The sequence below is a fragment of the Curtobacterium sp. 320 genome (assembly GCF_031455235.1).
Classification (GTDB): Bacteria; Actinomycetota; Actinomycetes; order Actinomycetales; family Microbacteriaceae; genus Curtobacterium.
The window spans coordinates 168,135-192,292 of record NZ_JAVDSI010000005.1 but is presented as its reverse complement, the minus strand read 5'-3'; the positions used below and the strand labels follow the sequence as shown (position 1 = coordinate 192,292).

27 protein-coding genes are annotated in these 24,158 nt (G+C 72.4%); 13 read left to right on the top strand and 14 right to left on the bottom strand.

The features are described 5' to 3' along the window. Window positions 1-93: 93 nt before the first annotated feature. Together J2X60_RS09060 and J2X60_RS09055 are read right to left on the bottom strand one after the other, a co-directional pair. Window positions 94-573, bottom strand: coding sequence for a DUF3800 domain-containing protein (locus J2X60_RS09060; RefSeq protein ID WP_309887156.1), 480 nt, complete (start codon window positions 571-573; stop codon window positions 94-96). 310 nt (window positions 574-883) lie between these two features. After that, window positions 884-1,729, bottom strand: coding sequence for a helix-turn-helix transcriptional regulator (locus tag J2X60_RS09055; RefSeq protein WP_309887155.1), 846 nt, complete (start codon window positions 1,727-1,729; stop codon window positions 884-886). 101 nt (window positions 1,730-1,830) lie between these two features. On the opposite strand from J2X60_RS09055, the gene J2X60_RS09050 reads away from it, so the two are divergent. Together J2X60_RS09050 and pcp are read left to right on the top strand one after the other, a co-directional pair. Further along, window positions 1,831-2,529, top strand: coding sequence for an SDR family NAD(P)-dependent oxidoreductase (locus tag J2X60_RS09050; RefSeq protein WP_071303293.1), 699 nt, complete (start codon window positions 1,831-1,833; stop codon window positions 2,527-2,529). A gap of 133 nt (window positions 2,530-2,662) precedes the next feature. Then, the gene (gene pcp, locus J2X60_RS09045; RefSeq protein WP_309887154.1) at window positions 2,663-3,310 is read left to right on the top strand and encodes a pyroglutamyl-peptidase I; all 648 of its coding nucleotides are present in this window, start codon (window positions 2,663-2,665) and stop codon (window positions 3,308-3,310) included. A gap of 19 nt (window positions 3,311-3,329) precedes the next feature. Here pcp and poxB read toward each other — a convergent pair whose 3' ends face one another. Further along, a complete protein-coding gene (gene poxB, locus J2X60_RS09040) occupies window positions 3,330-5,054 on the bottom strand; it encodes a ubiquinone-dependent pyruvate dehydrogenase (protein WP_309887153.1) in 1,725 nt (574 codons plus the stop codon). 110 nt (window positions 5,055-5,164) lie between these two features. Between poxB and J2X60_RS09035 the strand changes: the two genes are divergently transcribed. Then, on the top strand, window positions 5,165-5,890 hold the full coding sequence (locus J2X60_RS09035) for a phosphatase PAP2 family protein (RefSeq protein WP_071296441.1): 726 nt from the start codon (window positions 5,165-5,167) through the stop codon (window positions 5,888-5,890). On the opposite strand, the gene J2X60_RS09030 is transcribed toward J2X60_RS09035, so the two are convergent. After that, a complete protein-coding gene (locus J2X60_RS09030; RefSeq protein ID WP_309887152.1) occupies window positions 5,880-7,133 on the bottom strand; it encodes a multidrug effflux MFS transporter in 1,254 nt (417 codons plus the stop codon). The genes J2X60_RS09035 and J2X60_RS09030 overlap by 11 nt on opposite strands. A 45-nt stretch (window positions 7,134-7,178) precedes the next feature. Between J2X60_RS09030 and J2X60_RS09025 the strand changes: the two genes are divergently transcribed. Continuing rightward, window positions 7,179-7,625 (top strand): MarR family winged helix-turn-helix transcriptional regulator, encoded by a 447-nt coding sequence (locus J2X60_RS09025; RefSeq protein ID WP_309777998.1) that lies wholly within the window; start codon window positions 7,179-7,181, stop codon window positions 7,623-7,625. A gap of 63 nt (window positions 7,626-7,688) precedes the next feature. Here J2X60_RS09025 and soxR read toward each other — a convergent pair whose 3' ends face one another. After that, the gene (gene soxR / locus J2X60_RS09020; RefSeq protein WP_309778000.1) at window positions 7,689-8,177 is read right to left on the bottom strand and encodes a redox-sensitive transcriptional activator SoxR; all 489 of its coding nucleotides are present in this window, start codon (window positions 8,175-8,177) and stop codon (window positions 7,689-7,691) included. Between the two features lie 124 nt (window positions 8,178-8,301). Here soxR and J2X60_RS09015 point away from each other — a divergent pair, with 124 nt between their 5' ends. After that, complete coding sequence (locus tag J2X60_RS09015; RefSeq protein ID WP_309778001.1) at window positions 8,302-8,526, top strand: hypothetical protein; 225 nt, start codon at window positions 8,302-8,304, stop codon at window positions 8,524-8,526. A 27-nt stretch (window positions 8,527-8,553) separates the two neighbouring features. On the opposite strand, the gene J2X60_RS09010 is transcribed toward J2X60_RS09015, so the two are convergent. Continuing rightward, a complete protein-coding gene (locus tag J2X60_RS09010) occupies window positions 8,554-9,582 on the bottom strand; it encodes an aldo/keto reductase (RefSeq protein WP_309778003.1) in 1,029 nt (342 codons plus the stop codon). Window positions 9,583-9,770: 188 nt separating this feature from the next. Between J2X60_RS09010 and J2X60_RS09005 the strand changes: the two genes are divergently transcribed. Further along, complete coding sequence (locus J2X60_RS09005) at window positions 9,771-11,015, top strand: MFS transporter (protein WP_309887151.1); 1,245 nt, start codon at window positions 9,771-9,773, stop codon at window positions 11,013-11,015. A 60-nt stretch (window positions 11,016-11,075) separates the two neighbouring features. On the opposite strand, the gene mnhG is transcribed toward J2X60_RS09005, so the two are convergent. From mnhG to J2X60_RS08970, 7 genes are all read right to left on the bottom strand, one after another. After that, window positions 11,076-11,432 carry a monovalent cation/H(+) antiporter subunit G gene (gene mnhG, locus J2X60_RS09000; protein ID WP_070417261.1) on the bottom strand — a complete coding sequence of 119 codons (357 nt, stop codon included), beginning with the start codon at window positions 11,430-11,432 and terminating at the stop codon, window positions 11,076-11,078. After that, window positions 11,429-11,773 (bottom strand): hypothetical protein, encoded by a 345-nt coding sequence (locus tag J2X60_RS08995; protein WP_070417260.1) that lies wholly within the window; start codon window positions 11,771-11,773, stop codon window positions 11,429-11,431. Before J2X60_RS08995 ends, mnhG begins: the two co-directional genes overlap by 4 nt. After that, window positions 11,770-12,357: a Na+/H+ antiporter subunit E gene (locus J2X60_RS08990; RefSeq protein ID WP_309887150.1), complete on the bottom strand. Its 588-nt coding sequence runs from the start codon at window positions 12,355-12,357 to the stop codon at window positions 11,770-11,772. The genes J2X60_RS08995 and J2X60_RS08990 overlap by 4 nt, the downstream gene beginning before the upstream one ends. Next, complete coding sequence (locus tag J2X60_RS08985) at window positions 12,354-14,054, bottom strand: Na+/H+ antiporter subunit D (RefSeq protein ID WP_309887149.1); 1,701 nt, start codon at window positions 14,052-14,054, stop codon at window positions 12,354-12,356. The genes J2X60_RS08990 and J2X60_RS08985 overlap by 4 nt, the downstream gene beginning before the upstream one ends. Then, on the bottom strand, window positions 14,051-14,461 hold the full coding sequence (locus J2X60_RS08980) for a Na(+)/H(+) antiporter subunit C (RefSeq protein WP_071303302.1): 411 nt from the start codon (window positions 14,459-14,461) through the stop codon (window positions 14,051-14,053). Before J2X60_RS08980 ends, J2X60_RS08985 begins: the two co-directional genes overlap by 4 nt. After that, entirely contained in the window at window positions 14,458-17,346 is a 2,889-nt protein-coding gene (locus J2X60_RS08975) for a Na+/H+ antiporter subunit A (RefSeq protein WP_071296434.1), read from the bottom strand. Before J2X60_RS08975 ends, J2X60_RS08980 begins: the two co-directional genes overlap by 4 nt. Window positions 17,347-17,455: 109 nt before the next feature. Further along, complete coding sequence (locus tag J2X60_RS08970) at window positions 17,456-18,400, bottom strand: zinc-binding alcohol dehydrogenase family protein (protein WP_309887148.1); 945 nt, start codon at window positions 18,398-18,400, stop codon at window positions 17,456-17,458. Window positions 18,401-18,473: 73 nt separating this feature from the next. On the opposite strand from J2X60_RS08970, the gene J2X60_RS08965 reads away from it, so the two are divergent. The 5 genes from J2X60_RS08965 to J2X60_RS08945 all read left to right on the top strand — a co-directional run bounded on the left by J2X60_RS08965 (window position 18,474) and on the right by J2X60_RS08945 (window position 21,869). Further along, window positions 18,474-18,890, top strand: a complete 417-nt coding sequence (locus tag J2X60_RS08965; RefSeq protein ID WP_071296432.1) for a MarR family winged helix-turn-helix transcriptional regulator — start codon at window positions 18,474-18,476, stop codon at window positions 18,888-18,890. Between the two features lie 93 nt (window positions 18,891-18,983). Continuing rightward, window positions 18,984-19,628, top strand: a complete 645-nt coding sequence (locus J2X60_RS08960; RefSeq protein ID WP_309887147.1) for an SIS domain-containing protein — start codon at window positions 18,984-18,986, stop codon at window positions 19,626-19,628. After that, window positions 19,603-20,121 carry an HAD family hydrolase gene (locus tag J2X60_RS08955; protein ID WP_309887146.1) on the top strand — a complete coding sequence of 173 codons (519 nt, stop codon included), beginning with the start codon at window positions 19,603-19,605 and terminating at the stop codon, window positions 20,119-20,121. Before J2X60_RS08960 ends, J2X60_RS08955 begins: the two co-directional genes overlap by 26 nt. Window positions 20,122-20,145: 24 nt before the next feature. Further along, entirely contained in the window at window positions 20,146-21,186 is a 1,041-nt protein-coding gene (locus tag J2X60_RS08950) for a GHMP kinase (RefSeq protein WP_309887145.1), read from the top strand. Further along, the gene (locus tag J2X60_RS08945; protein WP_309887144.1) at window positions 21,186-21,869 is read left to right on the top strand and encodes a sugar phosphate nucleotidyltransferase; all 684 of its coding nucleotides are present in this window, start codon (window positions 21,186-21,188) and stop codon (window positions 21,867-21,869) included. The genes J2X60_RS08950 and J2X60_RS08945 overlap by 1 nt, the downstream gene beginning before the upstream one ends. 28 nt (window positions 21,870-21,897) lie before the next feature. Here J2X60_RS08945 and J2X60_RS08940 read toward each other — a convergent pair whose 3' ends face one another. Continuing rightward, entirely contained in the window at window positions 21,898-22,716 is an 819-nt protein-coding gene (locus tag J2X60_RS08940) for an SDR family NAD(P)-dependent oxidoreductase (RefSeq protein ID WP_309887143.1), read from the bottom strand. Between the two features lie 61 nt (window positions 22,717-22,777). Between J2X60_RS08940 and J2X60_RS08935 the strand changes: the two genes are divergently transcribed. Together J2X60_RS08935 and J2X60_RS08930 are read left to right on the top strand one after the other, a co-directional pair. Then, window positions 22,778-23,500, top strand: coding sequence for an SDR family NAD(P)-dependent oxidoreductase (locus J2X60_RS08935; protein WP_309887142.1), 723 nt, complete (start codon window positions 22,778-22,780; stop codon window positions 23,498-23,500). Further along, a complete protein-coding gene (locus tag J2X60_RS08930) occupies window positions 23,497-24,156 on the top strand; it encodes an FCD domain-containing protein (protein ID WP_309887141.1) in 660 nt (219 codons plus the stop codon). The genes J2X60_RS08935 and J2X60_RS08930 overlap by 4 nt, the downstream gene beginning before the upstream one ends. The last annotated feature ends 2 nt before the right edge of the window (window positions 24,157-24,158 follow it).

The window sequence follows — 24,158 nt, the reverse complement described above, 5'->3', positions numbered from 1 at the left end:
ACGCCTATGATGGGAGGACGACGGGCCGGTTCCCGGAACGTCGCCAGCCGAAGGCCCCGCTCGCGGGGCCTTCGTTCTTGGTCGGGCCGTTCGTCACGGCACCCAGTTCTGGTCGTGTGCGATTGCGGGGGCGATCAGACGCCACTGCCGGTCGAGCGTCCTGCGGGCGGCGGGATGCGGGTTGTCGACGCGCTGCCGCCGGAAGTGCACGTACACAGCCAGATCGACTGCCTGCAGGCCTTCGCTCAGCCGCGAGGACGCGAAGTTGATCGGGGCCGAGATGTGTCTGAGCCGCGATGGGCGTTCGCCCGTCGTCCCGAACTCCTGGTACCCCGAGAACGCGCGCTGGTGGTCGGCCTGGGTCGTGATCTCGTCGGCGACGACGATCGCCTGCTCGTCGGGATCCTGGTGCGCGGCGTAGTCGTCGACCTGTTCGAGCAGGTGACCGAACACGACGGCGTGCGGCGTCCGGGGGTAGCGGAACCGTGCGTTGAGCCGTGCGACGTCGACGACCTCGGAAGACGTAACGGACCCCGCACTCCGCCGTGGCTCCGAGTACAGCGGTCGAGACACCCGCTGCCTCGCGGTGGCGGCCACGGAGCGCACGCCAGGGGCCGTTGCCACCCATGAGTTCGTGACCGTGGAACTCGATGTCGTCTGCCGTGCCGTGTTCACGAGCGGTTCGACGGCGGATCTCGGCGAACCGTTCCGCCACGACTTCCCACTGCTCGAACGTGGCGATCGCCGCGCCGATGAAGTAGTAGTCCCGATCGTACGATTCATCGACGTAGGCGATGAGCATCCGGCAAGCGTTCCACAGCCATCGACCGCACGCCGAGCCCTGTGGATACACGACGGAACGTCGGCGTCCCGGACGGGTCGGTCACCCGACGAGCGACTGCGTCCCGAGCACGACCGCCAGCGCCAGCCGCTCGGCATCGGCACTGCCCGGCTCCGCGGTGTACGCGAGCACCGTCAGGTCATCGGTCGCGATCCGCAGGGTGTCGCAGTCGAGGGCGATCCGGCCCACCGCCGGGTGCTCCACGACCTTGCGCCGGCCGGAGCTCCGTGGCGGTGCGGTGTCGCCGGTGTCCCACAGCTCGACGAACCGCTCGCTCGCTGCACGGAGGTCCCGCACGAGCTGCCGCAGCCCGCGGTCGAGCGGGTACCGGGCGACCGTGAGCCGGAGCTCGGCGACGACCGAGGCCTCGAACGCCCGCTGCTCGGCGTCCGAGTGCACCGCTCGGCTGCCCGGACCGACGAGGTGGCGCCACGCGGTGTTCCGCTCGTTCCCACGGAGCGCACCGACCGGCCCCATCAGCGCGTCGTACGGCCCGTTCGCAGTGAGGATCGTGCCGGCGGCGTCGAGCACCGCGACCGGGGTGTCCGACAGTCGGTCGAGCAGCCGCTGCACGCTCGGCGGGATCCGCGAGGGCACGACGTCGGCGCCCGGGGCGGCGTGCCCAGCGAGCCGGAACAGCAGCTCGCGCTCCGCGTCCGCGACCCGGAGCGAGCGTGCCAGCGCCTCGACCACCTGGGCGGACGGCGAGGTCGCCCGCCCCTGCTCGAGCCGGGTGAGGTAGTCGGCCGAGATCCCGGCGAGGGCGGCGAGCTCCTCGCGACGGAGGCCGGCCGCGCGCCGACGGTTCCCCGCGACGACGCCGACCGTGTCCGGCGCGACGTGGTCGCGCAGCCGACGGAGGGTACGGCCGAACTCGGTGTGTTCCACGGCTCCAGTCTGCGACCCGTCGCGCCCGCTGTCCTGGGTCCAGCAGTCCTACGACAGCGGGACGGCTCCCCGAGGGCGCTCGCCGGAGCGACGCTGGGGCCATGACAACGACATTCGTCACCGGGGCCACACGCGGCCTCGGCAAGGAGACCGCCCGCCAGCTCGCCGCCGCCGGCCACACCGTGTGGATCGGCGCCCGCGACCTCGACACCGGCCACGCGGTGGCCCACGAGATCAGCACGGGACCGAACGCGGTCCGTGCCGTGCAGCTCGACGTCACGGACGACGCCTCGGTCGCCGCGGCGTTCGCGACCATCGGCGCTGCCGGCGGGCTCGACGTGCTGGTGAACAACGCCGGCATCGGCAAGCTCGGGCTGGACGGACCGGAGGCGCTCGAGGTGTTCGACACGAACGCCGTGAGCGTCGTCCGCACGACCGAGGCCGCGCTGCCGCTGCTGCGGTCCTCGGCCGCCCCGATCGTCGTGAACATCTCGAGTGCGCTCGGTTCGTTCGCGGCCAACCACGACCCGGAGAAGCCGGCGTCGCAGTACCAGGCGATCGTCTACGGCGCGAGCAAGGCGGCGGTGTCGATGCTCACCGTGCAGTACGCCCGTGCCGTGCCGGAGGTCCACTTCGTCGCGGTCGAGCCCGGGTACACCGCGACCGAGTTCGGGGGTGTTCCGAACCCGCACGGCCGTCCGGTCGAGGTCAGTGCGGCGACGGTCGCCGCGGCGGCGGCCGCGGGCCCGGACGGTCCGACAGGTGTCTTCCTGGAGGACGGTGCGCCGCTCGGATGGTGACCATCCGACGAACGGGAGGCGGGCCCCACCCGCCGGTCCCGGCGCACCGCGCCAGCGGGGTGACGGCCGTGACGGGAGGGACGGGTCGGCTCCGCACCGCGCCTCCCGGCCCGCAGGTCCCTACGATGAGGACGTGGCTGACGCGACCGAACCGACCGTCCTGCTGACCGCCTTCGAACCGTTCGGCGGCGACGCCGTGAACCCATCGTGGGAAGCCGCGCAGCGGCTCGCGGCCACGTGGGACGGACCGGCGACGCTCGTCGTCGAGCAGCTGCCGGTGGTCTTCGCCGAGGAGCGGTCGCGGCTCGCGGCGGCGATCGCGAAGCACCGTCCCGCCGTCGTCATCGCGACCGGGCTCGCCGCCGGACGGGCCGCGGTGACACCGGAGCGCGTCGCGATCAACGTCATGGACGCCCGGATCCCGGACAACGCGGGCGCGCAACCGGTGGACGAGCCGATCGACCCGTTCGGTGCCCCGGCAGCGTTCAGCGGACTGCCGATCAAGCGGATCGTCCGGGACGTCCGGGCGGCCGGCGTCCCCGCGGCGGTGTCCAACACGGCGGGGACGTTCACCTGCAACCAGGTGTTCTACGAGCTCATGTCCTTCGCCGACCGCGAGGGCTTCCGCGCCGGCTTCGTGCACGTCCCGGCGACCCCGGACATCGCCGGGGACGGCCCCTCGCTCGACCTCGACCGGATCGTCTCCGCGCTCGACGCCGTGGTCCGCGCCTCGCTCGACCCGGCGCCGGACATCGTCGCCGAGGGCGGCGCGGAGTCCTGACCCGCGCCGCCGTCGTCGGTCAGATGAACTGGCGGAAGTTCGTCGACGCGAGGTCGAGCAGCTCGTCGCCGCGGCCGGACAGCACGGTGCGGATCGCGTAGAGCGTGAAGCCCTTCGCCTGCTCGAGGGTCACCGCCGGCGGCATCGAGAGCTCCTGACGGTCGGCCTTCACCGACACGAGCGCGGGGCCGTCGTGCGCGAGGGCGGCGGCGAGCGCGTCCTCGAGCTGGTCGGACTCGTCGACGCGGAAGCCCGCGATGCCGATCGCCTCGGCGACCTTCGCGAAGTCGGGGTTCTGCAGCTCGGTGCCGTAGGTGACGAACCCGGCCGCCTTCATCTCGAGCTCGACGAAGTTCAGGGACGAGTTGTCGAACACGACGATCTTCACGGGCAGCTTGTTCTGCACGATCGTGATGAGCTCGCCGAGCAGCATCGCGAGGCCGCCGTCGCCGGCCATGGCGATGACCTGCCGGTCGGGGAACGCCGCCTGCGCACCGATCGCCTGCGGCACCGCGTTCGCCATCGTGCCGTGCACGAACGACCCGATCAGTCGCCGGTCGCCGTTCATGGTGAGGTACCGCGACGCCCACACGACGGGGGAGCCGACGTCGGGGATGAACACGGCGTCCTGGTCGGCGAGCCGGTCGAGCGCACGCGCGACGTACTGCGGGTGCAGCGGCTTGTGCTTGCCGGCCGGCACGGCCAGGTCGTCGAGCTTCGCACGGGTCTTCCGGTAGTGCTGCAGTGCGTCCTGCAGGTGCTTCGTGGGCTTGGAGCCGTCGAGCAGCGGGATGAGGGCGAGCGCCGTGTCCTTGACGGTGCCCACCAGGCCGATGTCGACCGGGTGCCGCTTGCCGAGCTGTTCGCCGCGGATGTCGACCTGCACGTGCTTCGCCTTCGCGGGGAAGAACTGCTGGTACGGGAAATCCGTGCCGAGCATGAGGACCACGTCGGCGTCCTCCATCGCGCGGTACCCGGAGGCGAAGCCGAGGAGCCCGGTCATGCCGACGTCGTACGGGTTGTCCCACTCGATGTGCTCCTTGCCGCGCAGGGCGTGCACGATCGGGGCCTGCAGACGTTCGGCGAGGGCGATGACCTCGTCGTGGGCGCCCGCGACGCCGGCGCCGGCGAGGATGGTGACCTTGTCGGCGCCGTTGAGCAGCTGCGCGGTGCGCTCCAGCTCGGCCTGTGCGGGGATGATCCGCGGCTCGGCGCGCTCGATGGTCGTGACGCGGGGCGCGACGGCCTCGGCGAGGAGCACGTCGCCCGGGATGACGAGCACGGCGACACCGCGCTTCTCGACCGCAGCGCGCATCGCGATCTCGAGCAGGCGCGGCATCTGGGACGGGTCGGCGACGTACTCGACGTAGACCGAGCACTCGCGGAACAGCTCCTGCGGGTGGGTCTCCTGGAAGTAGCCGGAACCGATCTCCGCCGTGGGGATGTGCGCAGCGATCGCGAGGACCGGCACGCGGGAGCGGTTCGCGTCGTAGAGGCCGTTGATCAGGTGCAGGTTGCCGGGACCGCAGCTGCCCGCACACACGGCGAGGTTCCCGGTCAGCTCGGCCTCGGCGGAGGCGGCGAACGCGGCCGCCTCCTCGTGGCGGACGTGCTCCCACCGGATCGTGCCGTCCTTGCGCAGCGCGTCGGTGAAGCCGTTGAGGGAGTCCCCGGGGAGACCGTAGACCCGTTCGACGTCGTTCTGACGGAGGGTGGCGACGATGTTCTCGGCAACGGTTGTCATGCCTTCGTGTCTAGTCCTGGCGGCTGATCCCCGCCGTTCACTGAGCGACCTCTGATCGTCCGACACCGAACTCGGGGCCGCCCGGACGCCGCACCTGCGACGATGGGCGGATGTCCGACCACGATCTCCGCCCCCGCCGACGAGCGTCCGACGAGTACGGGATCCTCGACCGGAGCCGCTACCCGCTCGCGTCGGTGGCGATCGCCGTCGTCGCCGTCGTCCTCATCACGATCGTCGGGTTCACCCTCGGCACGGTCGACCTCGGGCTCTCGAAGGCGCTCAACGGGCTGCACACCGGCGCCCTCGGGGCGTTCACGACGGCGGTCTACCACGTCATCAGTCCCGCCCCGGCGATCGGGATCACGGTCGTGGTCGTCGCGGTGATCTGGTGGCGGACCCGCGACCTCCGCCCGGCGCTGGCGTTCGGGGGCACGATCGCGATCACGTGGGTGCCGTCCGCCGTCGTCAAGGAGATCGTGCACCGGGCACGTCCGGACGTCGCCGTGCTGCCGCACCCGTTCCCGGTGCAGCCGGACCCCGGCTACCCGAGCGGGCACACGGTCTACATCACCGCGTTCGTCATCGCGCTCATCTGGCTGCTCCGCGACACCCGGTGGCACCGCCTCGCGCTGGGGCTCGGGGTCGTGGCGATCGTCGTCGTGTTCTTCGCGGTGTCGATCGACGCCGTGCACTACCCGACGGACGCCGCCGCGTCGATCCTGTGGGCGCTCGCCGTCGCGCCGGGCGTGCGGGTGGTGTGGGTCGACTGGCTCATGCCGAAGATCCCGTTCCTGCGACCCCGGGGCCCTGCGGCGCAGCGCGAGGTCACGCGCTGACACCGCGCCGACCGCGCGCGGCCAGCAGCGCCACCACGGCGACCACCGCGGCCGCGAGCATCACGACCGCGAGCGGCGCCGCCGTGCCCTCGCCGCCGATGCTCACGAGCGGCGACACGAGCGCCGCGAGCCCGAACTGCAGGGCACCCAGCACCGCCGAGGCGCTCCCGGCAGCCTGCGGCACCGCCCCGAGCGCGAGTGCGGTCGCGTTGCCGAGCACGAGGCCGAGCGACCCCACGGCGGTGAACAGCGGGACGGCGAGCCAGAACACCGGTGCCGACGTGACGACGAGCAGCGCGAACGCGACGGTCGAGGCCAGCACGAGGACGATGCCGAGCGCGAGCACCCCGGTGACCGATCGGGTCGCCGTGAGCTTCGCCGAGAGGATGCTCACGCCCATCAGTGCGAGGGCGTTGCAGCCGAACGCGAGACCGTAGCCCACGGTGCCGAGCCCGAGCATGTCCTGGTACAGGAACGGCGACGCGGAGATGTACGCCATCATCACGGCGAACGCGAAGCCGAACACCGCGGTGTACCCGACGAACGTCCGGGAGCGGAGCGCCCGCAGCGGCGTGCCCGTCGCGCCGGACGCCCGTCGCTCGGCGCGCAGGGCATCGCGGCGCGACCGCAGGTGCGTCTCGCGGACCACGGCGAGCACCGCCACGAGCATGAGGACCGACAGACCGAGCACGATGGTGAGGAGCCCGCGCCAGCCGATCGGCCCGGTGAGGAGCCCACCGAGCAGGGGCGCGACCACCGGGGCGACCCCGCCGACGATCATCATGAGCGAGAACGCCCGCGCCGCCGGCTTGCCCGTCGCGAGGTCGGAGATCACCGCGCGACCGATCACCATGCCGGCCGCACCGCCGAGGCCCTGCAGCAGCCGGGCGACGACGAGCACGCCGACGTTCGGCGCGAGCACGGCCGCGGCGCTCGCGAGCACGCACAGTGCGGCACCGGCGAGGAGCGGCGGCACCCGGCCGAACCGGTCGGACAGTGGCCCGAAGACGAGCTGTCCCGCGGTCACGCCGACGAGGAACGCGGTGAGGGTGAGCTGCACGGTCGTCGCCGACGCCTGCAGTTCGGTGGTCATCTGCGGGAAGGCCGGCAGGTAGAGGTCGGTCGCGAAGGGCGCGACGGCGCTCAGCAGGCCGAGCACGAGCAGCAGGCCGGTGGTGATGCCCTGCTGTCGGGTCGTGGGTGTCGCGGCGTGCGCGCGGATGGAGCCGGTGTCCGTGGTCATGATTATGAAAGCATAACTGATGCGGGACGTCGGTAGGGTGACGGCATGGGATCCGAGCCGTCCGACGACCTCCTCGCCGAGCTCGCCGACGTCGTGCTCCGGATCTCGCGCGAGATCGACCCGCACGGTGCGAGGTCGCTCGACATCGTGCCGCTCACCGGCACCGAGGCCCTCGTGATGCGCTGGGTCGACCGGAACCCCGGGTCGACGCCGAGCGCGGTGGCCGAGGCGACGGCCCTCAAGCGCAGCAACCTCAGCGTCGCGGTCGGGTCGCTCGTGGCGAAGGGGATGGTCGAGCGCCGGCCCGACCCGGACGACGCCCGGACCGTGCAGCTGTACTCGACCGAGCTCGCCGCGGGCAGCATCGAACGGCTGCACGCGCACTGGGCCGGCATGCTCCGGCAGGCGCTCGGGGGCGACGACGAGGGTGTGGCGACGACGTTCGCGACGCTCACGCGCATCGACGGCCACCTGCGCGACGCGACGCGCTGACCGCGACGCGACCGGTCGACGGCCTGGAGGCGCGGGTCGGGCCCGCACCGTCCCTCCTGGCCGTCAGACGGTCCGGTCCGGCACCTCGTCTTCGATCGGCAGCAACCGCCGGGCTCCGTGCCCCTCGGCACCGAGCTCGTCGCCCGGGTTCATCACGAGGCAGGCGTTCAGCGACACGCAGCCGCAGCCGATGCACTGCGTCATCTCCTCCTGCAGGCGCTCCAGTTCGAGCTGCCGGGCGCGGAGTCGTGCCCGCCACCGCTCGTTCAGGCGGTTCCAGTCCCGCAGCGACGGCATGCGGTCGGACGGCAGCGTCTCGAACTGCTCCGCGACCTCGCTGAGCGGGATCCCGAGCCGCTTGGCGACCTGGATGATCGCGATGCGCCGCTCGACGTGTCGTGGGTAGAGGCGGGTGCCGCCGGCGGTGCGCTCGGGGTGGATGAGGCCCTTGCGCTCGTAGAAGTGCAGGGCCGACGCCGCGACCCCGGTCCGGGCGACGACCTCGCCGATCGTGAGGAGGTCGGTCGGGCTCGGACGCGAGATCTCCACCATGGTCGAGATCCTACGACGCGGGAGTCGTCGAGACCGCGTGACATAGCAGTTGACATGAGAACTGTTGTCCAATATGTTGTGTACCACGAGCCGCGAGGGGCGGCTCCGACCCGGAGGTCCGACCATGACCGCGATCCTGCAGCCCCGCACCGCCCGCACCACGACCGCCCGCCCGGTCGCTCCCGCACGGACCAACGGCACCGCCGACGCGACCGGCGCCACCCGCCAGCCGCTCGCCCTCGACGGCGTGCTCGGCCGGCTCGAGCGCGCCGCCGCTCGGCTCCCGCACGCACTGGCGCTGCCGGTCATGATCGCGCACGCCGCGGTCAGCACGGTCGCGTACCGCTGACCGCCTCCCGCTGACGGGGTCCTCGCGTCAGTGGGTGAGGACGCGTCCGCGGAGCCGCTCCCGGCTGAGCCCGGGCAGCTCCACCCCCGTGTCGCGTTCCAGCACGTGCGTCCCCGGCGGCACGACCTGGTCGATCGCGTCGAGCACCTCGTCGTCGAGCACCACCTCGGCCGCCTGCGCGTACGCGTCGACGTGCGAGACCGTCCGCGGACCGATCACCACGCTCGACACGTCCGGGTGGGTCAGTGCGAACCCCACCGCGAGCTCGAGCAGGGTGAGCCCGGACTCGTCCGCGAGGTGCCCCAGGCGGTCGGCGACGTCGAGCTTCCGCCGGTTCGCCGGGGCGCCGATGTCGTACGCGTGCGGCTGCTCCACCACCCGCGGCGACCGGGGCTGCACGGTGCCGTTCCGGTACGCACCCGCGAGCCAGCCACCCGCGAGGGGCGCGGCCGCGAGCACACCGAGCCCGAACCGTCGGGCGACCGGGAAGGTCGTCCGCTCCGCCGTCCGGGTGAGGATCGAGTACGGCGCGTGCGTCGCGCTGGCACTCTTCCCGCCCGACCGGAGCCACTGCGCCTCGACGAGCTCCTCGGCCGGGAAGCCCGGGATCCCGAAGGCGCGGATCTTGCCCTGCGTGACGAGGTCGGCGAGCGCGTCGAGGGTCTCGTCGAGCGAGGTCGCCGGGTCCGGGTGCGCCGGCTGGTAGAGGTCGATGACGTCGGTGCCGAGCCGTTCGAGACTCCGTTCGACCGCGCGGAACATCCACCGCCGTCCGTTGCCGTGGTGCGACGGATCTCGGTCGACCGGGTCCCCGAACCGCACCGCCAGGAACACGTCGTCGCGGCGGTCGCCGAGTGCGGCACCGAGGACGGTCTCGGCGAGGCCCGCCCCCTCCGCGTCGGACACGTCCACCGCGGTGACCCCGCGCCCGAGCGCCTCGTGGACGAGTCGGACGGCGTCGTCCACGTCCCGCTCGGCGACCGTCGACACGGCACGGCTCCCCAGGGTCAGCGCGCTGACGGGAGCCCCCGTCCGCCCCATGCGTCGCTGTTCCATGGCGGCCACGATAGGAGGACGCCCGTGGCACCGGGCCCCGGGTGACGAACCGTTACCGCTGGTACCCTGGGGCCGCTCCACCAACACGCAGTGTGTATCTACCGGCCGTCGGCACCCCGACGGACAACGGCGGCACCCGATGGGTCCGCCCCAGGAGATCCCCGGCCGGGCCGAGAAGGCACACCTCCATGCTCCACACCAGTTCCACGGCGCCCGCGCCCGCGACCACCGACGACCGCTCGCTCGTCGCCCACGCCGGACGCTGGTACTTCCCCGTCGCGTTCGTCGCCCGGCTCCCCTTCGCGATGATGGTCGTCGGCGTGCTGACGCTCGTCGTCTCCGCGCGCGAGTCCGTGGCGCTCGGCGGCGTCAACTCCGCGTCGGTCGGCATCGGCGCCGCGGTCTTCGGCCCGCTGGTCGGTGCCGCCGCGGATCGCTTCGGCCAGCGGAACGTGCTCGTCCCCGTCGGCCTGGTGAACGCCGCGCTGCTCGGGGTGTTCCCGTTCGTGGTGGACGGCACCGCGCCGGACGTCGCCGTGCTCGCGCTCGCGTTCTGCATCGGGGCCTCGGCGCCCCAGGTCGCCCCGATGTCCCGGACCCGACTCGTCGCGATCATCGGACAGCGGATGGCCCCGGCACGTCGCGGCAAGGTCCTCAGCGGCACGATGGCGTACGAGTCCGCGGCCGACGAGACCGTGTTCATCATCGGCCCGTTCCTCGTCGGGATCCTCGCGAGTGCGATCGCCCCGTGGGTCGCCGTCGCCGGTGCCTCCGCGCTGACGTTCGTCTTCGTCACGGCGTTCGCGCTGCACCCGACCGGCAAGCTCGTCGTCGGCCGGCACGAGGAGCTCGAGCAGGCCCCGGCCCGTCAGCTCCTGCGGCCCCGGCTCGTCGTGGTGGTCCTCGGGATCCTCGGCGTCGGCCTGTTCTTCGGCTCGACGCTCACCGCGCTGACCGCCTTCATGGAGACCCACGGCGAGCCCTCGCAGGCGGGGCTGCTCTACGGACTGATGGGCATCGGCTCCGCGGGGCTTGCCCTCGGCTCCGCCGCGTTCCCGCGCGGGTTCGCCCTCGGGTGGCGGTGGCTCGTGTTCGGTGTGGTGCTGCTCGGCGGTGCCGTCTGGTTCTCGCAGGCCGGTTCCGTCATCGCCGTGGGCGTCGTGCTCGCGGTGATGGGGATCGGGATCGGTCCGACCCTGGTCGCGCAGTACAGCCTCGGTTCCGACCGCTCACCCGTCGGGCGCTCGGCCACCACCATGACGATCCTCGGTTCCGCCGTGATCGTGGGGCAGTCCATCGCGTCGGCGATCACGGGCGACGTCGCCCAGCAGCACGGGGCCGACGCCGCGATGCTGCTGCCGGCCGCGTCCGCGGCGGTCGTCGTGCTCGCCGCGGCGGCGAACCTCGTGCTGTCGCGTCGCGCACACGCGTGACCGCCTGACGGCCTGGAGGGACGGTGCGGGCCCGCACCGCGCCTCCAGTCCGTCACCTGGTCACGACTCCGTGTCGTCGACCAGCAGGTCCTCGTGGCGGTAGTCGTCCGCCCGCAGCCCCGCGCGGGCGATCATGTGCGTCGACACCGGCACGAGGAACAGCTGGAACACCATGATCGGCAGGACGACCCACAGCGCCGTCCACGTCCACACGGCGACGACGATCGCGGCGAGGGCGAACGCCAGCCCGAGCACCTGCGGCTTCGCCATCGCGTGCAGCCGGACGAGCGGGTCGGGGAACCGGACGATCCCGACGCCGGCGCCGAGCGACAGCACCGCCCCGACGAGCAGCAGCCCGACGGCGATCCACGCGCGGACCCCGGCGCCGTCGATGAACCCCTGGATGATGTCGATCACTGGGGACGCTCCTGGTCGTCGGCGTGCTCGGGCGTGGTCACGGTCAGCCCCTCGTCGGACGGATCGGAGGACGGGGTGACCGCACGGGCGACGGCGATCGTGGCGAAGACGCTCGTCGCGGCGATCACCACGAGGACGGGCACGGCGGTCAGGTCACGCCGGATCACCATCGCGGCACCGATCACCACGAGCGCGGTCGTCAGCACCATGTCCGAGCCGATCATCCGGTCGAGGATGGTCGGGCCCCGCACGATGCGGAGGACGGCGAGCACGAGGGTGGCCCCGAGCAGCGCGAGCACCAGGGCGATCGCGATCCCCATGACGACGACTGCGGCGCTCATCGCGTGACCTCCGGCAGGGGTTCGGACAGTTCGGAGAGGTCCTGCTTCGACCCGAGCGCCCGGATGACGAGCGTCTCGATGCCGAGGGCCTCGCGGCGGGCCGCTTCGACCTGCTCGACCCGCTCGGTGTCGAGGACGTGCAGGAGCAGCCGGCGGCGTCGCAGGTCGACGTCGGCGACGTAGGACCCCGGCACGAGGGAGATCGCGAGCGTCGCCAGGGTGAACGTCATCTCGGAGGTGGTGTGGAGCTGGACGAGCGTGATCGAACTCCGCCGGACCCCGCGGGGGCGGAGCGCGACCCAGGCGACCCGGAACGAGGCGAGCACGACCAGTCCCGACCACACCACCAGGAACCACGCGGCGTGCGGGATCGAGAACCGGGCGGACAGCGGCACCGGCGGCAGCGGCAGCAACTGCGTCACGAGCAGCGCGACGACGATCCCGCACAGCAGGGTCAGCGGCGTCCACGAACCCCAGAGCAGCGCCCAGAGCACGGTCAGCCCGGCGACGAGCGGGACGTCGTAGCGCCACGCGACGGCGATGCGCCGCGCGTTCGTGATCCGCCGGGTGCTGTCCGCGGTCATCGCGTCCCCCCGAGCACGGCCTGCACGTAGCGGTCCGGGGACTCGAGCGACTCCGCCGCGCGGGTCGCGTAGCCGTACAGCGGGCCGGCCACGACGGTCAGGGCGACCGACCCGAGGACGGCGACGGTCGTCACGCCGACCAGCATGCGCGGCAGCTTCACGCGCGTGGGGGCCTCACCGACACCGTCCTGCGTGGCCGTCGGTGCGGTCTCCGGACTGGAGGCGCGACTCGCGTGCGGTGCGTCGGTGACCGTCACCGAGCCTCCTGGGTGGAACGCCTTGCCCGTGTCCTCGGACACGGTCAGCGGCGCCGGTTCCGGCGACCGCAGGTGGGCGTGCGGCTCTGCGGTGCTCGCGTGCGGGGCAGCTGCCTCGGCCGCGGGCTTCGGACGCCAGAACGCGGCGTCCCAGACGCGCATGAGCGCGTACAGGGTCAGGAGGCTCGTCACGACACCGGCGGCGACCGTCGCGTAGGCGAGGGGCGAGCCGTCGATCGCCGCGGCACGGAAGAGGCCGAGCTTGCCGATGAAGCCGGAGAACGGCGGGATGCCACCGAGGTTGAACGCCGGCACGAGGTAGAGCGCGGCGAGCAGCGGGGCGGCCTTGAGCAGCCCGCCGAGCGATCGGGTCGAGGTCGTCCCGCCGACGCGTTCCATCAGCCCGGAGACCAGGAAGAGCGTCGTCTGCACGACGATGTGGTGGACCGTGTAGAACACCGCGGCGGCCGTCCCGGCGACCGAACCGAGGCCGACGCCCATCACCATGAACCCGATGTGGCTGATGAGCGTGAAGGACAGCAGTCGTTTCACGTCGGTCTGCGACACCGCACCGAGCACACCCACCACCATCGTCAGGATCGCCACGACGAGGAGCACGGTGTTGAGCTGCGGCCTCGGGAAGATGATCGTCTCGAGCCGGATGATCGCGTAGATGCCGACCTTCGTCAGCAGGCCCGCGAACACCGCCGTCACCGGAGCCGGCGCGGTCGGGTAGGAGTCCGGCAGCCAGAACGCCAGCGGGAAGACGGCGGCCTTGATGCCGAACCCGATGAGCAGCATCGTGTGGAGGAGCAGCTGCACGTGCTCGGGCAGGGCGGCCATCCGCTCGCTGATCTGGGCGATGTTGACCGTGCCGGTGGCGCCGTACACGAGGCCGATCGCCGCGAGGAAGATCGCCGACGCGATGAGGCTCGTGACGATGTACGTGGTGCCAGCCCGCACGCGCTGTTCGCTCCCACCGAGGGTGATGAGCACGTAGCTCGCCACCAGCAGCATCTCGAACGCGACGTACAGGTTGAAGAGGTCCCCGGCGATGAAGGAGTCGAGCACACCGGCGGCGAGCACGAGGTACGTCGGGTAGAAGATCGTGACCGGCGCCTCGCCGTCGTCGGCCGCGAGCCCCTGACCGATCGAGAAGAGCAGGACGACGAGGAGCACGCTCGCGCTCACGGTGAGGAGCAGCGCGCTCAGCCGGTCGACCACGAGCGAGATGCCGTACGGCGCGTCCCACCCGCCGACCTGCACCACGATCGTGCCGTGCTGGTCGACGAGCACCATGAGGGTCGCGGCGACGGCCAGGGCGACGACGAGCACCACGACGGTGATCGCGCGCTGCAGCTTCTGGTGGTTGAGGAGTCCGAGCGCGACCGCGGCGCCGAGCAGCGGGACGAGGACGAGGAGCGGGACGAGCCAGGTCATCGGGTCGCCTCCTGTTCTGCGTCGGTGGTGGTCTCGGGGTCTTCGTCCGCGGGTTCGTCGCGTTCCCGACCGATCGCGACGTCGGCCTCGTCGACCTCGACCTCGTCGGCGCGGGAGAGCTTCCACGAGCGGTGGATGAGGGCCAACAGGAACGCGCTCACGGCGAAGGTGATGACGATCGCGGTCAGGGCGAACGCCTGGGGGAGCGGGTCCGTGATGCCTTCGGAGGTCTTGCCGATCGGCGGGTTGCCGGCAGCACCGGACATCACGAGGAGCAGCAGGTTGAGGGCGTTCCCGAGCAGGAGGAAGCCGAGCAGCATCCGGGTCAGCGAGCGTTCGAGGAGCAGGTAGACCCCGCAGGAGAACAGCACCGCCATCGCGATGACGAGCACGAGGGTGACGGTCACGTGGCGCTCCCTTCCGGGGTGGGGGCTTCGGTCATGTCCTGCACGGGCGTCGAGGCGTCCTCGAGCCGCTGCCGGTCGACCTCGGCGCCGAGGCTGCGGAGGACGTCGAGCACGAGGCCGACGACCACGAGGTACACGCCGATGTCGAAGAACGTGGCGGTGACGAACTCGACGTGGCCGAGCACCGGGACGGTGGCCTCGAAGAACTCGGAGTACAGGGCTTCCCTGCCGAAGAACATCGGCACGAGGGCGGTGATCGCGGCCGTGGCGACGCCGAGCCCGAGCAGGCGACCGGCCCGGACCGGGGCCGCGGCGCCGAGCTCGGCCGGGCCACCCGCGAGGTATCGGGCCGCCAGGGCGATGCCCGCGACGAGACCACCGGCGAACCCGCCGCCCGCCGCGTTGTGCCCGGCGAAGAGCAGGTAGACCGACAGGACGATCAGGCCGTGGAACAGCAGGCGGACGACGACGTCGAGCAGCGCCGAGCGGCCGGTCGGGATCGCGGCGCTCGTCGGCAGCCAGGCGCGGGGCTCGCCGTCCGTGCGCTCGTCGCGGTCGGCGGTCAGCCGGGCCGGCAGGTCGCGGAGGCGGGGGAGCGTGTCCTCGCGGGAGTTCACGAAGATCAGGCTCGCGACGCCCGTCGCGGCGGCGACCACGACGGTCAGCTCGCCGAGGGTGTCCCAGCCTCGGAGGTCGACGAGGGCCACGTTCACGACGTTCAGGCCGTGCCCGAACGAGCTCGTCAACGCCGGCAGGTCCGGCCAGAGCGGCTCGGCCGTCCGTGCCGATGCGGCGACGACGACCACGATCGCGAGGGTCAGCCCGGCGAGGCCCGCGAAGAGCGCCCGCACGACCCGGAAGCGTGATGGGTTCGCGGTGGCGATCCGCGGGGGGAGCCGGCGCAGCACGAGCACGAACGCGATGAGTGTCACCGTCTCGACCACGAGCTGGGTCAGGGCGAGGTCGACCGCCCCGTGCAGCACGAACAGGACGGACATGCCGTACCCGGTCACACCGACCAGCACCGCTGCGGCGAACCGGGTCTTGGCGGTGAGGACGGCGATCGCGGCGATCGACATGACGAGGACGACGGGGATCTGTCCCCACGAGTCGGCGAACCGGACGTGGAACGCCCACGGTCCGCCGATGACCAGGTTGACGAGCGCCCCGGCGACGAACACCGACAGGATGACGGTCAGGTAGTAGGGGAGCGAACCGCGCTGGACCCCGGCGGTGAGGCCCGTGGCCACCCGGTCGAGCCCGCGCATGAGGTGGCGGTAGATGCTCGACGCGCTGGGGGAACCCGCGAGGCGGTGCTGGAGCGCCTCGACCGGGCGGCGGAGGGCGAACAGCGCGAGACCGCCGACGAGCGTCACCGCGGAGAGGCCGAGCGCCGGCTCGAGACCGTGCCAGAGCGCGAGGTGCGGGACCTCGCCGGGGAGGGCGGCGGCGTGCGCGGCGGGCTCGATGCCGTGCGCCACGAGGGGCGTCGCGAGGCCGAGCGCGAGACCCGTGAGCGCGAGGACCGACGGGACGACGCCGAGGCCGTGCAGGCCGTGCGGTTCGGTGTCGGGTACGCCGGGCTTCCGGGCGAAGGCGCCCCACAGGAACCGCAGCGAGTAGGCCACGGTGAGCACCGAGCCGATCGTCACGCCGACGAGCGCGAACCACGCCCACCCGGCGTCCGGGCCGTGCAGCGAGTCGATGAAGCCGGTGAGCACGGCCTCCTTCGCGACGAAGCCGATCGTCGGCGGGATGCCCGCCATCGACAGCAGTGCGAGGACGGCCACGACGGTGAGCCAGGGCATCCGGCGTCCGAGGCCGCTCAGGCGCGCGAGGTCGCGGGTGCCCGTGACGTGGTCGATCGCCCCGACGACGAGGAACAGGGTCGACTTGAACGCCGCGTGGGCCACCAGCAGCGCCACCCCGCCGAGGGCGACCTCGGGCGCACCCCACCCGGCCGCGAGCACGAGGAACCCGAGCTGGGCGACCGTGCCGTAGGCGAGCAGGAGCTTGATGTCGGTCTGCCGGAGCGCACGGTACCCACCGATGAGCATGCCGAGCACCCCGAGCACGGTGATGGTCTCGCGCCACCCGCCGAGGAGCGCGAACGCGGGCGCGAGCCGGGCGACGAGGTAGATGCCGGCCTTGACCATCGCCGCGGCGTGCAGGTACGCGCTGACCGGGGTCGGGGCGGCCATCGCGGCGGGGAGCCAGAAGTGGAACGGCACGATGGCGGACTTCGTCAGCGCGCCGAGCAGGACGAGCACGACGGACACCGAGACGATCGTCCCCGACGGCGGGTCCTGGACGATCCCGGAGAGCGACGTCGTCCCGGCGGTCACCGACAGCACCACGAGACCGGCGAGCATCGCCAGACCACCGGCGGTGGTGACCACGAGCGCCTGCATCGCCGCCGCGCGACTGGCACGCTTCACCGAGTCGTGGCCGATCAGCAGGTAGGAGAAGACCGTCGTCGCTTCCCAGAGGACGAACAGCACGATGACGTCGTCGGCGACCACGAGCCCGTACATCGACCCGGCGAAGGCGGTGAGGACCCCGGCGAACCGACCGAGTCCGGGTTCGTCCGGCCCGAAGTACGTGGCGCAGTACACGAGCACGAGGGCACCGACCACGCTCACCACGAGGGCGAGGACCCACGAGAGGGCGTCCATCCGCAGGGCGATCGCGAGGTCGAGCTGCGGCACCCACTGGAACCGCTCCGTGACCGCGCCGTGCAACGCCGGACCGGTCTGCGCGACGGTCAGGACCGCGGCTGCTGCCGGTGCGAGGGCCGCCACGTAGAACACGCGGCGGCCGAGGACGGGGGTCAGGGCGGGGACGATCAGGGCGACGATCGCGAACGCGACGAGGACGATGACCATCGGGCACCTCCTCGGGGTCGGGCTGCAGTCCGGCTCACTGGGCCCTCACAGCCTACGGAGAAGGGGATGTGGAGTTCCTGAGTGGGCGGACAGGGAGGCCGATCGAGGATCAGGCTTCCAGCACCACTCTGCCCGTTGACCCACCGACCTGTCCGGCCCAGGCCGCCTCGACCTCCGCCATGCGCACCGCCGTCGCGTCCACCCGGATCGTGCCGTCGGCGATCGCCGCCACGATCCCCGGGAGCTCCGCGACGAACGCCGCCCGACCGACGGAACCCTGGCCGCTCCCGACGATGGTCAGGCCGGACGCACGGAGCGCTGCGGAGGGGATCCGCGCCTCCTGGCCCGCCGTCGAGCCGATCGCCACCCAGTCGAGCCGGCGTCCGCGCTCCTGCCGGGCCGTGACGAGTGCGCGCATGACGTCCGCGGCGGGCTGGCCCCACACGTAGTCGATCACGACGTCGACGTCCGCGGCTGCCGCACCGACCGCGTCGACGTCGTCGAGCGGGACCACGACGTCCGCGCCGAGTGCCGGCAGCGCTCCGAGTCGTGTCGCGTCCCGTCCGCTCGCGACGACGTGCTCGGCGCCGAGGTGCTTCGCGACCTGCACCGCCGCGGAACCGGAGGCGCCCGTCGCGCCGAGTACGAGGACACGGCTGCCGGGCGCGAAGTCGATGCGGCGTCGGAGCGCGACCCACGAGGACATCACGGGGTTCGCGCCGGCGGCGACGGCGACCGGGTCGGCACCCTCGGGCAGGACGACGCTCGCCCGCGGGTCCACGGCGACCCGTTCGGCCATCGTGCCGCGGGTGTCGCTCGCGACGGCGAAGTAGCGGAGCGTCCCGTCGGGGAACCGCCCGACCGCGTCGACGCCCGGGACGAGGGGGAGCGCCCCCTCGCTGGTGTAGTGCGACCCGTCGGCCTGGGACCGCACCCGTGGGTGCAGTCCGGCGGCGACGACGTCGACGACGACCTCGTCGGCGGTGGGGACGGGGTCGGTGAACTCCTGCCAGACCGGGGACTGGCCGAACTCGGTGACGACGGCTGCGTGCATGACTGCCTCCTGAAAGGTTCGTGTTACGAACAAAGTAGTTCGTAACACGAAGTGAGTCAAGTAGGCTGACGGCATGCAGGAGATGACGGAGGACGAGCGGCTCGTCGACGCCCTCGGCGAGAGTGCGTTCCGGACGATGGGTGCCCTGACCGGCATCGCGGCGGACGCCGGGCTGTCGCTGACGCAGCTGCGGGTGCTCGCGATCCTGCGTGACCGGCGGATGCGGATCGGCGACCTGGCGCAGTACCTCGGCCTCGAGAAGTCGACGATGACCGGGCTGGTGGCGCGCGCGTCGGCCAAGGGGCTGCTCGGGCGGGTGCCGAACGCCGAGGATGCCCGGGCGGTGGACGTCGTCATCACCGATGCCGGGCTCGACGTCGCCCGATCGCTCGAGGCGGCGATCCGGGAGTCGCTGCTGCCCCTGACCACCCGGTTGTCCGTGGGGGAGCGGGGGGAGCTGCGGGTGTTGCTGGAGCGGATGCTGCGCTGACCTGATCACGTATCAAAAATATTTGCATATGAAATGTTGCATTGCTACCCTGGAACTCGTGCCCGACCGGGTCCGAGAACGAGAGGTGAGTCGATGCGCACCATGGAACGGATCTTCCGCGACACGATCGCGGTCAAGGAGCGGGTCCTCGACGACCACGCGCTCCTCGCCGCCGCCGACGACGTCGCCGCGGCGATGGTCGCGACCTACCGCAACGGCGGTCGCGTGTACTTCTGCGGCAACGGTGGCAGCGCCGCCGACGCGCAGCACTTCGCGGCCGAACTGAGCGGTCACTTCATCTTCGACCGACCGCCCCTCGCGGCCGAGGCACTGCACGGCAACGCCTCGCACATGACTGCGGTCGCGAACGACTACGACTACGAGAGCGTCTTCGCCCGGGCGCTGACCGGCTCCGCCCGTCGGGGCGACCTGCTGGTGGCCATCAGCACCTCGGGTGACTCCGCGAGCATCGTCCGCGCAGCCGAGGCCGCGCGGGTCCACGGGGTCTCGGTCGTCGCCATGACCGGTGCCGGTGGCGGCGCACTCGCATCCCTGGCCGACATCGCGCTCCGCGTCCCGTCGAACGAGACCGGCCGGATCCAGGAGTCGCACATCGTCTTCGTCCACGCGATCTCGGAGCGCGTCGAGCACGTGCTCTTCGCCGAGGAGTACAAGCTCCCCGCCGAGCGCTCCTGTGCCTTCGAGTCCGCCGATGTGGCCGCTCTTCCTCGACCGTGACGGCGTGGTCAACCGGCGGATCGTCGGTGACTACGTCCGGAGCGTCGAGGAGTTCGAGTTCCTCCCGGGGGCGCTCGACGCGCTCGTGTCCCTCGCGTCCTGGGCGCCTCGGATCGTCATCGTGACGAACCAACAGGGCGTCGGGCGCGGGATCATGTCGGCCCGTGCCGTCGACGAGGTGCACGCCGAGATGACCGCTCGGGTCGCCGCCGCCGGTGGACGCATCGACGACGTCCTCGTCTGCCCGCACCTCGCCGGTACCTGCCGGTGCCGCAAGCCGCTCCCCGGGATGCCGCTCGGCTGGCTCGCCGACCACCCCGAGGTGGATCCCAGCCGCTCGGTCATGGTCGGGGACTCCGATTCCGACATCGCGATGGGACGAGCCCTCGCCTGCCACACCGGTGGGTGCCGGACCGTCCGCATCGGGGACGAGGACCCCGCCGCAGCCCAGTCCTTCCCCTCCCTCGCCGCGTTCGCCGCGTCGATCGCCTGACACCCGCCCGAACGGAGATCAGCCATGCACACCATCCGCAGTCGCGCACCCCTCCGCCTCGGCCTCGGGGGTGGCGGGACCGATGTCTCGCCCTACTCCGAGCAGTTCGGCGGCCGCGTCCTCAGCGTCACCATCGACCGCTACGCCTACGCGACGGTCTCCGTGGCACCGTCCGGCGTCGAGTTCCACTCGCCGGATCGACGGTGCACCGGCCGTGCCGCGCACGCGGACCTCGACGCGCTGCTCCCCGACTTCGCCCTCCACGTCGCGGTGTACCGACGCATGATCCGTGACCACAACGGCGGTCGCGACGTCGCGCTCCGGCTTGCCACCGAGGTCGATGCACCTCCGGGGTCCGGGCTCGGTTCTTCCTCGGCGCTCGTCGTCGCGATGGTGCAGGCGATGGCGGAGTTCCTCGGCGCGAGCCTCGGGCAGTACGAGCTCGCCCGCACCGCGTGGGAGATCGAGCGCGTCGACCTCGGGCTCGCCGGCGGTTGGCAGGACCAGTACAGCGCGGTGTTCGGCGGCTTCAACTACATGGAGTCGGACCGCGAGCGCGTGGTGGTGAACCCCCTCCGCATCCGGCGCGAGGTGCAGGCGGAGCTCGAGGCATCCCTGCTGCTCTACTTCGGCGGTGTGTCGCGTGACTCGGCCGTGGTCATCGAGCAGCAGCAGCGCAACGTCGTCGCGGGTCGCGAGGACGCCCTGGCCGCGACGCACGCCGTCCGGGCCGAGGCCGAGCGGATGAAGAACGCCCTCCTGGTCGGCGACGTGCCGGACTTCGCGATCGGCCTGCACGAGGGATGGTCGGCGAAGAAGCGCACCGCGTCGAGCATCAGCAACGCAGCGATCGAGCGCGCGCACGAGGTCGCGGGCCGACACGGGATGATCGCCGGCAAGGTCTCCGGCGCCGGTGGCGGGGGCTTCATGATGCTCGTCGTCGACCCGGAGCGGCGGCTCGAGGTGACGCGGGCGCTCGAGTCCGAGTGCGGCGGGATCGTCACCGGCGCGCACGTGACGCACCACGGCGTCGAGTCGTGGTCGGTCGCGAAGGCGGTGCGGTGATGCAGGTCGTCGTCCTCGCCGGTGGGCTCGGCACCCGACTCCGCGGTGCGGTCCCGGACGGAACGCCCAAGCCGATGGCCCCCGTCGCCGGTCGGCCGTTCCTCGAGTGGCTGCTCGAGGACTGCGCGCGAGCGGGGGCGACCGAGTTCGTCCTGCTCGTCGGGCACCACGCGGCCGTCATCCGTGACCACTTCGGCTCCGCGTTCGCCGGCGTCCCCGTCCGGTACTCGACGGAGACCAGCCCGCGCGGGACCGGCGGAGCGGTCCGGGACGCCCTCCCCCTGCTCCGCGATCGCTTCGTCGTGATGAACGGCGACACGTACGGCGCCGCCGAACTCCCGACGCTCCTCGCCGCGCTCGACGGCGCCGACTTCGCGATGACCCTCGCCACCGTCCCCGACGTCGGACGGTTCGGTGGGGTCGACACGGACGGGGCGCGCGTCGTGGCGCTCCGCGAGAAGGGATCGACGGGGCGGGGGCGGATCAACGCGGGTGTCTACGGCATGCGCAAGCGGTTCGTCGAGACGTTCCCGACCGACCCGTTCGTCTCGTTCGAGCGCGACGTGATGGAGGTCAGGATCCCGGAACTCCGGCCGCCCTTCGTCGTCGGGGGTGCGACCTTCTTCGACATCGGGGTCCCGGACGACCTGCGCGCGGCCGACACCTGGTTCCGCGAGCGCTGACGGACGAACGGGCCGTGGGACAGTGCCCTCAGCGCCCGTGCGCCCGCGCCGGGATCTGGGTGGCCAACTTGCCGCCGGACACGTCCAGCAGCGTCCCCGTGACGTACCCAGCGGCGTCGCTCGCCACGAACACGAGCAGGTCGGCCACGTCGTCGGCCGTCTCCCACCGACGGAGCGACAGGGTGTCGAGCAGGCGGTCCTGGGCCTCGGCGGGCATCGTCGCGAAGCCGTTCATCGCCGTCGGCACCATCCCCGGGGCGTACGCGTTCACGGTGATGTCCCACGGGCCGAGCTCCGACGCGAGCACCCGGGTGAACGCCACGACGGCCGACTTCGACGCCGCGTAGGCAGCGCTCCCGACACTCGGCACGATCGCGGCGAACGACGCCGCGTTGATGATCCGTCCGCGCCCGGCGGCCTGCATCACGGGTGCCACGGCCTGGCTCATCAGGAAGGTCCCGCCGAGGTTCACGTCCATGCATCGGCGCCAGTCGTCCCACTGCAGGTCGGCGACGACTCCCTCGACGTTGATGCCGGCGTTGTTCACGAGCACGTCGATCGTGCCGTGCCGGGCGACGACCTCGTCCACGGCGGCGCGGACGGACTCGGGGTCGGCGACGTTGCAGCGCACACGGTCGACCGGCAGCGCGGCGCCGGCGGCGGCCTCGTCCCCGGCGGCGGCCCTGTCCCCGGCGGCGGGCGCGTCCGCGGCAGCGGGTCCGTCGAACGCCAGGTCGAGCGCGACGACCCGGCACCCCTCCGCGTGGAACCGTGCGGCGATCGTGGCGCCGATGCCGCGCGCGGCTCCGGTCACGACGACCACGCGGTCGGTCAGGTCGAGGTGCATCGTCGCTCCCGTCGTCAGTGCGGCCGTGGTCCGGTCGCAGCAATAGGCATACTATTCCCCCATGAACGACGCACGCGTGCTCTGGATCACCGGCGGCGGCAGCGGCATGGGAGCGGCGAGCGCTCGTGCGGCCGCCCGCGACGGCTGGACGGTGGTGCTCAGCGGACGCCGGGCGGACCGGCTCGCCGCGGTCGCGACCGCGATCCGCGACGACGGCGGGACGGCGGACGTGCTGCCCCTCGACGCGAACGACCCGGAGGCCGTCGCCGCGGCCCGCGACACCCTGCTCGCGCAGTACGGGCGGCTCGACGGACTCGTCCTCGCCGCCGGGCTCAACAGGCCGGCGCGTCGGTGGGACGACCAGTCGCTGCCGGACTTCCGCGCCATCGTCGACACCAACCTCACCGCCGTCGTCACGGTCGTCGACGCGGCGCTGCCCGCGCTGCGCGAGTCCGGCGGGATCGTCGTGGTCGTGTCCTCGTACGCGGGCTGGTCGTTCCAACCCGCGGCCGGGGTCGCCTACTCGGCGTCGAAGACCGCGCTCGGCTCCGTCGTCCGGACGCTCAACCAGCAGGAGGCAGGGCACGGCGTCCGAGCGACCCACCTGTGCCCCGGCGACGTCGCCACCGACTTCCTCGACCAGCGCCCCTCGGTGCCGGACGCGGCCGCACGCGCGGTCATGCTCCAGCCGGAGGACATCGCCCGCTCGGTCTCGTTCGTGCTCGAGGCCCCGTCGCACATGCGCGTCGACGAGCTCGTGGTCAGCCCGGTCGCACAGCGGTGATCTTCGACCGGGTGCTCGACGGGCTCGGCGCCGCGATCGTCGACGGATCGCTGCCGACGGCGCACCGCGACAGCATCGACGGGTTCGTCACCCGCACGGGCTCGAGCCGCAGCATCGTCCGCGAGGCCGTCCGCGTCCTCGTCGGCCTCGGCCTCCTCAGCGCCGGTCGTCGCGTCGGGCTCCGGGTCCTGCCCGCGTCGGAGTGGGACGTCCTCGACCCGCGCGTCATCGGCTGGCGGCTCGCCGGTCCGGAGCGTGGGGGCGTCCTCGGGGAGTTGCGCGCGCTGCGCCGCGCGGTCGAGCCGGTGGCCGCCGCGGCAGCCGCCGGGCGCGCGTCCGACGCGTCGCACCGTGCCGACCTGGAGGCGCTGCTCGCCGCCGCCGACCGTCTCGCCGCCGCCACGGGTCCGGACGACGCGGCCACGTTCCTCCAGGCAGACCGCGAGGTCCACCGACTGGTGCTGGAGCTGTCCGGGAACGTGATGTACGCGCGGCTGCACCGCGTGGTCGCGCGCGCACTCGACGACCGGGCCGGGATCCGCCCGGGGCTCCACGACGTCGGACTGCACGTCCGACTCGCCCGCGCCGTGGCCGACGGAGACGCGGACGGAGCCGCCGGGGCGATGACCGAGATCATCGACCGCACGGGCGAATAGGG